The 11,394-nt window shown below is 70.9% G+C and carries 8 protein-coding genes and 1 pseudogene; 7 read left to right on the forward strand and 2 right to left on the reverse strand.

All coding sequences use genetic code 11. The features are described 5' to 3' along the window. The first annotated feature begins 114 nt into the window (after positions 1 to 114). The 6 genes and pseudogenes from kdpF (at position 115) to VTA80_RS20550 (ending at position 7,955) form a co-directional block, all read left to right on the forward strand. Positions 115 to 207 (forward strand): K(+)-transporting ATPase subunit F, encoded by a 93-nt coding sequence (gene kdpF / locus VTA80_RS20525; RefSeq protein ID WP_407342913.1) that lies wholly within the window; start codon positions 115 to 117, stop codon positions 205 to 207. Beyond that, a pseudogene (gene kdpA / locus VTA80_RS20530) lies at positions 204 to 1,867 on the forward strand (potassium-transporting ATPase subunit KdpA). The gene kdpF and the pseudogene kdpA overlap by 4 nt, the downstream one beginning before the upstream one ends. Continuing rightward, positions 1,864 to 4,041 carry a potassium-transporting ATPase subunit KdpB gene (gene kdpB / locus VTA80_RS20535; protein ID WP_407342914.1) on the forward strand — a complete coding sequence of 726 codons (2,178 nt, stop codon included), beginning with the start codon at positions 1,864 to 1,866 and terminating at the stop codon, positions 4,039 to 4,041. The pseudogene kdpA and the gene kdpB overlap by 4 nt, the downstream one beginning before the upstream one ends. A 1-nt stretch (position 4,042) precedes the next feature. Beyond that, entirely contained in the window at positions 4,043 to 4,756 is a 714-nt protein-coding gene (gene kdpC / locus VTA80_RS20540) for a potassium-transporting ATPase subunit KdpC (protein WP_407342915.1), read from the forward strand. Continuing rightward, a complete protein-coding gene (locus tag VTA80_RS20545) occupies positions 4,753 to 7,272 on the forward strand; it encodes an ATP-binding protein (RefSeq protein ID WP_407342916.1) in 2,520 nt (839 codons plus the stop codon). The genes kdpC and VTA80_RS20545 overlap by 4 nt, the downstream gene beginning before the upstream one ends. After that, positions 7,269 to 7,955, forward strand: coding sequence for a response regulator (locus VTA80_RS20550; RefSeq protein WP_407342917.1), 687 nt, complete (start codon positions 7,269 to 7,271; stop codon positions 7,953 to 7,955). The genes VTA80_RS20545 and VTA80_RS20550 overlap by 4 nt, the downstream gene beginning before the upstream one ends. Here the strand turns inward: VTA80_RS20550 and VTA80_RS20555 are convergent. Further along, positions 7,934 to 8,935: an aldose 1-epimerase gene (locus tag VTA80_RS20555; RefSeq protein WP_407342918.1), complete on the reverse strand. Its 1,002-nt coding sequence runs from the start codon at positions 8,933 to 8,935 to the stop codon at positions 7,934 to 7,936. The two genes, VTA80_RS20550 and VTA80_RS20555, sit on opposite strands and share 22 nt — an antisense overlap. Before the next feature lie 117 nt (positions 8,936 to 9,052). Then, positions 9,053 to 10,057 (reverse strand): LacI family DNA-binding transcriptional regulator, encoded by a 1,005-nt coding sequence (locus VTA80_RS20560; RefSeq protein WP_407342919.1) that lies wholly within the window; start codon positions 10,055 to 10,057, stop codon positions 9,053 to 9,055. 192 nt (positions 10,058 to 10,249) lie between these two features. On the opposite strand from VTA80_RS20560, the gene VTA80_RS20565 reads away from it, so the two are divergent. Further along, positions 10,250 to 11,335 carry a substrate-binding domain-containing protein gene (locus VTA80_RS20565; protein WP_407345829.1) on the forward strand — a complete coding sequence of 362 codons (1,086 nt, stop codon included), beginning with the start codon at positions 10,250 to 10,252 and terminating at the stop codon, positions 11,333 to 11,335. Positions 11,336 to 11,394: the final 59 nt, after the last annotated feature.

Here is an 11,394-nt window from a genome sequence, read left to right on the forward strand (position 1 = left end):
GTGGGTGGCCGCCCGTCGTCGAAGGTTGCTCGACATGGCTGACTTGGCCTTCATCACGCTCACTGTGGCGTTCTTCGCCGCAGTGGCGATCGTCGCCCGGAAGCTGGACCGGCCGTGACCGGCGAGGACTGGGTCGGGCTCGTGATCACCGGGGCGCTCCTGGTGTATCTCTTCTTCGCTCTGATCCGAGCGGACCGAACCCGGTGAGCGCTACCTGGATCGCCGTCGGCCAGATCCTGATCCTCATCGCGGCACTGGCCGCAGTGCACGTGCCCCTCGGGGGTACATGGCTCGGGTGTTCACCTCCCCGAGGCACCTGCGGGTCGAGCGGGTGTGGTACCGCGCCCTGCGGGTCGACCCCGATGCCGACCAGCGCTGGAGCACCTACCTGCTGTCCGTGCTCGGCTTCTCGTTGGCGTCGATCCTCCTGCTCTTCGGCATGGCGCGCCTGCAGAACCACCTTCCGCTGTCACTCGGGTTCGCACCAATGGATCCGGCCGGGGCGTGGAACACCGCGGTCTCGTTCACGACGAACACGAACTGGCAGTGGTACTCCGGTGAGGCTGCGGCGGGCCACCTGCTGCAGATGGCCGGGCTCGCGGTCCAGAACTTCGTCTCCGCGGCCGTGGGCATCGCCGTCGTGGTCGCCCTGATCCGCGGATTCGCGCGGTCCCAGGCCGACGGCCGGGTCGGCAACTTCTGGACCGACCTCACCCGCACGGTGATGCGGATCCTGCTGCCGGCTTCGTTCGTCGTGGCGATCGTGCTGATCTCGATGGGCGTGATCCAGAACCTGTCGGCCCACACCGAGATCACGACCCTCGCGGGTGGGACGCAGTCGATGCTCGGCGGCCCGGTCGCCTCCCAGGAGGCCATCAAGGAGCTGGGCACCAACGGGGGCGGGTTCTTCAACGCGAACTCGGCCCACCCGTTCGAGAACCCGACGCCGCTGAGCAACCTGCTCGAGATCTTCCTGCTGCTCGTGATCCCGTTCTCGCTGCCCCGGACGTTCGGCGTGATGGTCGGCGACCGGCGCCAGGGGTGGGCGATCTTCGCCACGATGGGTTCGCTGTGGGCTGGTGCCATGGCGCTGCTGACCTGGGCCGAGCTGTCCGGATCCGGGCTCGTGCCTCAGGCTGTGGGCGCTGCGATGGAGGGCAAGGAGACCCGCTTCGGCGAGGCTGCCAGTGCCCTGTTCGCGGCGTCGACCACCTCGACGTCGACCGGTGCGGTCAACTCGATGCACGACTCGTTCACCGCGGCGGGCGGCGGTCTCGCGATCTTCAACATGCAGCTCGGGGAGATCACGCCGGGCGGCACCGGGTCGGGTCTGTACGGGATGCTGATCCTGGCGATCGTGGCGGTGTTCATCGCCGGGCTGATGGTCGGGCGCACCCCGGAGTACCTCGGCAAGAAGATCGGTCGCCGCGAGATCACCCTGGTCGCGCTGTACGTGCTGACGACTCCGGCGATCGTGCTGATCGGCACCGGGATCGCGATCGCGGTGCCCGCTGGGCAGGCCGGGATCCTGAACCCCGGTGCGCACGGGTTGTCCGAGGTGCTGTACGCGTTCACGTCTGCGGGCAACAACAACGGCAGCGCCTTCGCTGGGCTCACCGTCGCCACCCCTTTCTACAACACCCTGCTCGGGATCGCGATGCTGGCTGGCCGGTTCGTGCCGATCGCGCTCGTGCTGGCCCTGGCGGGTCGGTTCGCGACCCAGAGGACGGTGCCGGCCAGTGCCGGGACCCTGCCCACCTACCAGCCGTTGTTCGTGGGTCTGCTGGTGGCCGTGGTGCTCGTGGTGGTCGGCCTGACGTACATCCCCGTACTTTCCCTTGGCCCGATCGCGGAGGCTCTTTCATGAACACGACCCAGCTGGACCCGACGGGCCTCGCCGTCGACGACGGCGCCCCGTCCCCGGTGCGCGAGGCCCGAGGCGGGAGACAGGCGCTCGGACCGCGTCAGCTGGCGGCGGCGCTGCCCGCGGCGGTGCGCAAGCTCGACCCGCGCGAGATGTTCGGCTCGCCCGTCATGTTCGTCGTCGAGGTGGGCGCGGTCGGCTGCACCGTGCTGTCGATCCTGGACCCGAGCGTGTTCGCGATCTCGATCACGCTCTGGCTCTGGGCCACCGTCTTGTTCGCGACCCTCGCCGAGTCCGTCGCCGAGAGCCGTGGCAAGGCCCAAGCCGCGAGCCTGCGCGCCTCGCAGCGGCAGACGACCGCACGCAAGGTCGTCGCGCCCCGTGGCGAGCCGGACCTGTCCGGCGTGCTCGCCGATCTGCCCACGACGGAGGTGAGCTCCTCCTCCCTGCTCGTCGGCGACGTCGTCGTCGTGGTGGCGGGGGAGACCATCCCTGGTGACGGTGACGTGATCGAGGGCATCGCGAGCGTCGACGAGTCCGCGATCACGGGCGAGTCCGCGCCGGTGATCCGCGAGTCGGGTGGCGACCGCTCGGCGGTCACCGGCGGGACGTCCGTCCTGTCGGACCGGATCGTCGTGCGGATCACGGCCCCCGCCGGGCACACGTTCGTCGACCGGATGATCGCGCTGGTCGAGGGCAGCGAGCGCCAGAAGACCCCGAACGAGGTCGCGCTGAACGTCCTGCTCGCCTCGCTCACGATCATCTTCCTGCTGGCCGTCGCGACCCTGCAGCCCTTCGCCATCTACTCCGGCGCCAGGCAGTCGCTCATCGTCCTGGTCGCGCTCCTCGTGTGCCTGATCCCGACGACGATCGGTGCGCTGCTGTCGGCCATCGGGATCGCCGGCATGGACCGGCTCGTGCAGCGCAACGTGCTGGCGATGTCCGGCCGCGCCGTCGAGGCCGCCGGTGACGTCGACGTCCTGCTGCTCGACAAGACCGGCACGATCACGCTCGGCAACCGGCAGGCCGCCGAGCTGCTGCCGATCGAGGGCGTCGAGGCAGCTGAGCTGGCCGATGCCGCGCAGCTGTCCTCGATGGCCGACGAGACGCCCGAGGGGCGCAGCATCCTCGTCCTGGTCAAGGACCAGTACGGGCTGCGGGCCCGCGAGACCGGGGAGCTGGTCGGCGCCACGCTCGTGCCGTTCACCGCCAGGACGCGTATGAGCGGCCTGGACCTGCCCGCTGACGGATCGGTGGGCGGCGATCCCGAAACCGGCGTCCGGCACATCCGGAAGGGAGCCGCTGCCGCGGTCTCCGCGTGGGTGCGCTCCACGGGCGGGCACACCGGTGCGCACACGGCCGCCATCGTGGATGCGATCAGCAGCTCAGGAGGGACCCCGCTGGTCGTGGCGGAACAGCTCGGATCAGGTCCGGCCCGCGTGCTCGGCGTCATCCACCTCAAGGACGTGGTCAAGGTCGGGCTCACGGAGCGGTTCGCCGAACTGCGGGCGATGGGTATCCGCACCGTGATGGTCACGGGTGACAACGCCATCACCGCGCGGGCGATCGCTGCCGAGGCCGGCGTGGACGATGTGCTGGCCGAGGCGACCCCGGAGGACAAGCTCGCGCTCATCCGGCGCGAGCAGGCCGGGGGGCGACTGGTCGCGATGGCCGGAGACGGGACGAACGACGCACCGGCGCTCGCGCAGGCCGATGTCGGGGTCGCGATGAACACCGGTACGACGGCCGCCAAGGAGGCCGGGAACATGGTCGACCTCGACTCCAACCCGACCAAGCTCATCGAGATCGTCGAGATCGGCAAGCAGCTGCTCATCACCCGCGGTTCTCTGACGACGTTCTCGATCGCCAACGACATCGCGAAGTACTTCGCGATCCTGCCCGCGATGTTCGTGCTCGTCTTCCCGCAGCTCGAGGTGCTCAACGTCATGCGACTGTCGAGCCCTCAGTCCGCGATCCTGTCGGCCGTCATCTTCAATGCGCTGATCATCATCGCCCTGATCCCGCTCTCGCTGCGGGGCGTGCAGTACAAGCCGGCGGCCGCGTCCGTGATGCTGCGCCACAACCTGCTCATCTACGGCGTCGGCGGGCTCATCGCGCCGTTCGTCGGCATCAAGCTCATCGACCTGTTCGTCTCGCTCATCCCCGGGATCGGCTGAAATGACCATCGACCTCACCGCCCCGTCACCGAATCCGTCACCGATTGGGTCGACGAACCCGCCGACGGAACGGCGCGCGCACGCCGCCGCGTCCGTCGGCGCGATCTCCCTGCAGTTCCTCCGCCAGAGCTGGGCCGGGCTGCGCCTCTTGCTGGGATTCACCGTGCTGCTCGGGATCGCCTACCCGCTCGCGGTGACCGGCGTCGGGCAGCTGGTCTTCCCGTGGCAGGCGAACGGATCGCTGGTGACCTCCACCGGTGCGCGGGCCTCGTCTCCTGGCGAGTCCGGCGTGATCGGTTCGGCCCTCATCGGTCAGAGCTTCGACGGGCCCGCATGGTTCGCGCCGCGCCCGTCGAATGCCGGTGACGGGTACGACACGCTTGCGTCCGCCGGGTCCAACCTCGGACCCACCAACCCCGACCTGCTGGCCACGGTGGCCGAGCGCCGGCAGGCGGTCGCCGACCGGGAAGGCATTGATCCGGCGACGGTTCCCCCGGACGCGCTGACGGCCTCGGCATCGGGCCTCGACCCGGAGATCTCCCCGGCCTACGCCGCGCTGCAGGTCGCCCGGGTTGCCGCCGCGAGGAGCCTGCCCGTCAGTGACGTCGCGGCGCTCGTCGAGGCGAACACGCAGGCCCGCACCCTCGGGGTCCTCGGCGAGCCACGGGTCAACGTGCTCCGCCTCAACCTCGCGTTGGAGAGGATAGCGGGGTGAATCCCAGCTCCAGTCCTCGGCCCGGCCGGTTGACCGTCTACTTCGGGTCCGCCCCCGGGGTCGGCAAGACCTACGCCATGCTGGACGAGGCCCATCGGCGCGCGGCGCGAGGGACGGACGTCGTCGTCGGGCTGGTGGAGACGCACGGGCGTGCTGGAATCGTGGCCCAGCTCGACGGCCTGGAGGTGCTGCCTCGGCGAGAGGTCGTCTACCAGGGCAAGGAGTTCACGGAGCTCGATGTCGATGCCTTGCTGCGGCGCGCACCCCAGGTGGCGATGGTGGACGAGCTCGCGCACACCAACATCCCGGGCTCGCGGAACACGAAGCGGTGGCAGGACGTGCACGAGCTGCTGGACGCCGGGATCGACGTCGTCACCACGGTCAACGTCCAGCACCTCGAGTCGCTCAACGACGACGTCGAGGCCATCACCGGCGTGCGGCAGCGCGAGACCGTCCCCGACCACGTGGTCCGCGACGCCGACCAGATCCAGCTCATCGACCTGCCGCCGTCCGCGCTGCGTCGTCGGCTCGCTCATGGTGCGGTGTACCGCGCCGAGCAGATCGACGCCTCGTTGTCGTCGTACTTCCGGGTCGGCAACCTCACCGCGCTGCGTGAGCTCGCGCTGCTGTGGCTTGCCGACCGTGTCGACGATGCGCTCCTGTCCTACCGCCGGGACCACCTCATCGAGGACCCGTGGCCGGCGCGTGAACGGATCGTCGTGGCCGTGACCGGCGGTCCGGAGAGCGAGACCCTGGTGCGCCGCGGTGCCCGGATCGCCCAGCGCGCGGCGGGCTCCGAGCTGATCGCCGTGCACGTGCTCGCCACGGACGGCCTGCCGAGCGCCCCGCCGACGGCGATCGCCGCGCAGCGCACCCTCGTGGAGTCGCTCGGCGGCACGCTGCATACCGTGATCGGTGAGGACGTCGCCGCCGCGGTCGTCGACTTCGCGACCGGCGTCAACGCGACCATGATCGTTGTCGGCGTCTCCCGGCGGAACAGGTTTCGCGAGGCGCTCTCGGGGAGCAACGGGGTGGAGATCGCCCGGCTCGCCGAGAGCATCGACGTCCACCTTGTCACCCACGAGCGCGCGCGTGCGGGTCGGCGCACGTCCACCCGCACCGCACACCTGCCCAAGGCGCGCACGATGGTCGGCTGGATGCTCGCGGTGCTCGGCCCGGTCGCCCTGACACTGGTCCTGCTGTTCCCGCGGACGCAGGTGGGGCTGCCGACTGACCTGATGCTCTTCCTCGCGCTCACGGTCGCCGTCGCCCTCGTGGGCGGGCTCTGGCCCGCCATCGCCAGCGCGGTGACGGGCTTCGTGACCCTCAACTACTACTTCACGCCACCGACGGGTCGCCTCACGATCGGCGACCCTGAGAACGCGCTGGCCCTGACCGTGTTCGTCCTGGTGGCAGCCGGTGTGGCATCCGTGGTGGACCTCGCCGCCCGCCGGGCTGCGCAGGCGTTCCGGGCGCGGGCTGAGGCCTCGGCCCTCGCGGCGGTCTCACGGTCGGTGCTCTCGGGCGAGGACACGACTGCGGCCCTGGTCACGCGCCTGCGGGAGACGTTCAACCTCGCGGGGGTAGCCCTGCTTGAGCGCGACACCGACCGCGGGCCCTGGCGGGCGCTGGCCACGGCGGGCACGGATGCCGAGCTGTCGCCGGAGGCGGCCCAGACCACGGTCGCCATCGACTCCCATCGCGTCCTGGCCCTGCACGGGCGGGTGCTCCCCGCGAGCGACCGCCGGGTGCTCGAGGCCTTCGCCGCGCAGGCCGGGCTCGTGCTCGAGTACCGCCGGCTGCGGGAAGGGGCCGAGCGAGCCCTCGCCCTCCAGCAGGCCGAGGCCGCGAGCAGTGCGTTGCTCTCGGCCGTGTCCCACGACCTGCGCACGCCCCTGGCCACGATCCGCGCCGCCGTCGACGGTCTGGTCTCGCCGGAGGTCCGGCTCAGCGCGGCCGACACGGCGATCCTCGTCGAGACGGTGAACGACGCCACGTCGCGCCTGGAGCGGCTGATCGGCAACCTCCTGGACCTGACCCGGCTGCGGACGGGGAGCGTTCGCCCAGACCTCCGCGCGACCAGCATGGATGAGGTCGTGCCGCTCGCGGTGGAGGAGTTCGAGGCCGCGAAGGTCCTGGTCGACGTTCCCGACGCGCTGCCGCTGGTGCACACCGATCCGGGCCTCCTTGAGCGGGTCGTGGCCAACATCGTCTCGAACGCGGTGCGGCACGCCCCCGCGGGGTCGCCGGTGCGGGTGACGGCGTCGGCCACGCAGCGCAGCCTCGAGCTGCGCGTCGTCGACACCGGCCCCGGCCTGACCGATGAGCTCAAGGAGCGCATGTTCGAGCCGTTCCAGCGGCTCGGGAACGGCACTCCGGGCGGGCTCGGGCTCGGGCTCGCCGTCGCGCACGGGCTCGCCGCGGCGGTCGGCGCGGACCTGAGCGCGGAGGACACGCCCGGCGGGGGCCTGACGCTGGTGCTCACGGTCCCGCTGGCGATCGCGGGAGCCTCATGACCGGGGCGAGGATCCTCGTGGTGGACGACGAGCCGGGGCTCGTCCACGCGCTGGCGATCAACCTGCGCGCGCACGGCTGGGACGTCGTGACCGCCCCCGACGGCGCCGGAGCGCTCGACCTCGCGGCGAGTGCCAGCCCCGACGTCGTCCTGCTGGACCTCGGGCTGCCCGACATCTCCGGGCTCGAGGTCATCGCGGGCATCCGGGGATGGAGCCGCGTGCCGATCGTCGTGCTCTCGGCCCGCCAGCACGGCGAGGACAAGGTGGACGCGCTCGACGCCGGGGCGGACGACTACGTGACCAAGCCGTTCGCCATGAACGAGCTGCTCGCCCGGCTGCGGGCGGCCGTGCGCCGGGCGGCGCCGGGGGACATCACCGAGGCGGTGGTCGAGGCCGGCGAGCTCAGCATCGATCTCGCCCGACGGCGGGTGCTGCGCGCGGGGGTGGAGGTACGGCTCAGCCCGACCGAGTGGGCGCTGATCGAGGTCCTCGTGCGCAACCGCGGCAAGCTGGTCGGGAGGATCCAGCTCCTGCAGGAGGTCTGGGGCCCGTCGTACACGACCGAGACGGGCTACCTGCGCGTCTACACCGCGCAGCTGCGGCGCAAGCTCGAGCAGGACCCGGCCCACCCGCGGCACATCATCACGCAGCCGGGGATGGGCTACATCTTCGAGACCACCTGAGGGGTCGTGGCGCGCAGGTCGACCCCGAACCGGAAGCTGCGCCGTGTGCCGGGCTCGAGCCGGATCGCCGTGGCGCAGTCGGGGCGGTTGAAGGCATCGGTCAGGACCTCGACCGGCTCGATCGCGACCGAGGCGCGGCGGCCCCGGGCGACGGTGTCCCCGGTGAACACGTGGACCAGGCCGCGGTCCTGCCAGACGGACAGCTCGACGCCGGTCATCGGGTCGCGCAGCACCGAGCGGATCGTGCCCGTCTCGTCCGGCGACCCGACGAACGCCCCGTCGACGACGGCGGCGCCGATCGGCTCCCAGCGGCAGTGGCCGGCCAGGGGGCGGTAGGCGCGCGGTCCCGACCGGGGGATGAGCTCGGCGTCGGTGGCGATGGCCACGTGCGCCGCCAGATCCAGGTGGAGACGGTCGATCGTCGTCGGTCCGGGCAATCGGAAGTAGGGGTGCCAGCCCGCCGCGAACGGCGCCGCGGTCGCGCCGACGTTGGCCCCGACGATCTCGACCGCGAGCGCACCCGCGGCGAGCCGGTAGGTCACCTCGATCGCGACGGCGAAGGGGTATCCGGGCACGTGCCCGCCGGCCAACGCGTCGCACCGGAGCCGGACCCAGGCGCTGACCTCGTCGTGCCCCGTGGCAACGACAGTGAACTCCTGACTGCGGACCAGCCCGTGGTAGATGGTCCGATCGGCTGCCCCGGGCAGCAGGTCGTGCACGCGGCCGTCGAAGGTGTACCGCCCGTCGGCGACGCGGTTGCAGAACGGTGCCATCAGGCCGTTGCGCACGCCGTCCTGGGCGGTGAGCTCGCCGTCGTCCTGGTACCCGTCGAGGACGTCGGCCGGTCCGCCCGGCAGATCGACGAGCCAGCTCAGCGGCGTCGCACCGAGCAGAGCGATCCGGATGCGGTCACCACCGACCGCGAGCTCGACGGTCGGCGACGAGCCGAAGAGTCCCGTCGTCACTCCCGGCTGAGTCATCCCGGGAGAGTAGCGCGTGCTGACAACGTTGTCACCGCCCGTCTCGAAACTGCTCGGACGAGCGGGCTCGGACCGGGCGGGGCGGTCGGGAACTGGGCGGGCGGCCCGGGTCTTTCGTCAGGAGCGGCCCCGTCCGCCGATCTCGCCCGAGCCGCGGGTGATCAACCGGGTCGGCACGACGATCGCCTCGGCGGGGGAGGTGTCTCCGCTGAGGCGATCGAAGAGCCGCTCGGCCGCGAGGTGCCCGATGCGGGCTGGATCCTGGGCGATCACGGTCACCGCGGGCTCCAGCAGGTCGGCCAGCTGGAAGTCGTCGAAGCCGACGACGGCGATCGTGTGCTCCAGCCCGAGCGCGCGCAGCGCCCGGATCGCGCCGACCGTGACGAGGTTCTGGCTCGTGAACAGCGCCGTCGGCGGGTTCTCGCTCGCGAACAGCTCCCGGACCGCGGCCTCGGCGGCCTCCTCGCTGTGCAGGTCGTCGATGGCCCGGGCGGACCCGGTGGGGATGCCGGCGGCGCCGAGCGCACGAAGGTAGCCGACGTGCCGTTGGCGTGCCGTGATCAGCTGGGCGAGGTCACCGAGATAGGCGATCGCGCGGTGGCCGTGCGCGATGAGATGGGCCGTCGCCTGCTTCGCACCTGCGATGTTGTCCACGGTGACGGAGTCGGCCTCGATCCCGACGGCGGGTCGGTCGACCAGGACGATGGGGGTTCCGGTCTCGCTCTCGCTGCGCAGGTAGCTCTGGTCGGTGGAGATCGGGGTGAGGATCAGGCCGTCCAGGCGCCGCGCGGTGAACGCCGCCACGAGCTGACGCTCGCGTGCAGGGTCCTCGTCCATGCTCGCCGAGAACACGGCCACCCCCCGCCCGACCGCAACATCTTCGACCGCCCGATGGATCGCCGCCCCGAACGGGTTCGCGACGCTCCCGAGCAGCAGCCCGATGCTCTGGGCGCGACGGTCGGATCGCCGCAGGTTGCCCGCGGCGAGGTTCGGCTGGAAGCTCAGCGCCTGCGCGGCCTGACGAACCCGTTCGACCAGGGCGGGTGAAACGCCCTCCTCGTGGTTGACGACCCGTGACACTGTCTTGATCCCGACGCCCGCGAGCGCGGCGACGTCGCGCATGGTGGCGCGTCGTCGGATCGGCTGTTTCTCGGGGTGTGGCCCGGACAACGTTGTCATTCTGTGACCTTATCTCGCCGAGCAACCTCTTGACGAAGTCGCCACGCCCGGGTAGAAATCTCCTGACAACGTTGTCAGGCACGACGTGCCTCAACTCATAGGAGCTCAACGATGACCCTCACCGCTGTGTCGCGCATGCGCCACCTCCGCCCCACCGCTGTCGCCATCGCCGCTGTGGCCGCGCTCTCCCTCACGGCCTGTTCGTCGTCCTCCGACACCACAGGCACCACGGCCAGCTCCGGCTCGTCGTCGGACAAGATCGGCGTCTCGCTGATCGTCAAGACCACGACGAACCCGTTCTTCATCGCGATGCAGGAAGGCGCCAAGAAGGCCGCCGACGCCGCAGGGGTCGACCTCACGCTCGCCGCCGGCAAGGCCGACGGCGACGAGGACACCCAGATCCAGGCCATCGAGAACGCGATCTCGCAGGGCCAGAAGGGCATCCTCATCACGCCCAACGGCAACGGCGTCGTCGACGCACTGAACAAGGCCCGCGACGCCGGCCTGTTCGTGATCGCCCTCGACACACCGCCGGACCCGGCGAGCGCCGTCGACATCACGTTCGCGACCGACAACTTCGAGGCCGGCACACTGATCGGGAAGTGGGCCGCAGGCACGCTCGCCGGCAAGGACGCCACGATCGCGATGCTCGACCTGTTCAACGACAAGGTCGTCTCGGTCGACTACAACCGCGACCAGGGCTTCCTCGAGGGGATGGGCATCGACACCGCCGACCCCAAGGTGAACGGCGACGAGGCCCCGACTGGTACCTACAGCGGTGGCAAGTACACGATCGTCTGCAACGAGCCGACGCAGGGCGCTGAGGACGGCGGCACGACCGCCATGGAGACCTGCCTGTCGAAGAACCCGGACATCAACCTCGTCTACACGATCAACGAGCCGGCCGCCTACGGCGCCTACCAGGCGTTGAAGAGCGCCGGCAAGGAGTCCGGCGTGACCATCGTGTCGGTCGACGGCGGCTGCGCCGGCGTCGGCTACGTCAAGGACGGCATCATCGGCGCGACCGCCCAGCAGTACCCGGTCAAGATGGCTGAGGAGGGCGTCAAGGCGATCGCCGAGCTGGTCAAGTCCGGCACGAAGCCCACCACGTCCGAGGGCCTCGACTTCTTCAACACCGGCGTGGCTCTGGTCACGGACAAGCCGGTTGCCGGCGTCGACAGCATCGACACCACGGCTGCCGAAGCGATCTGCTGGGGCTGACACCCGCGGGGCTGGTGGTGCCGACGGTGACGTCGCGCCACCAGCCCCCGTCCGGCGCC

Origin of the sequence: Pengzhenrongella phosphoraccumulans, assembly GCF_045689905.1 — a bacterium.
Classification (GTDB): domain Bacteria; phylum Actinomycetota; class Actinomycetes; order Actinomycetales; family Cellulomonadaceae; genus Pengzhenrongella; species Pengzhenrongella phosphoraccumulans.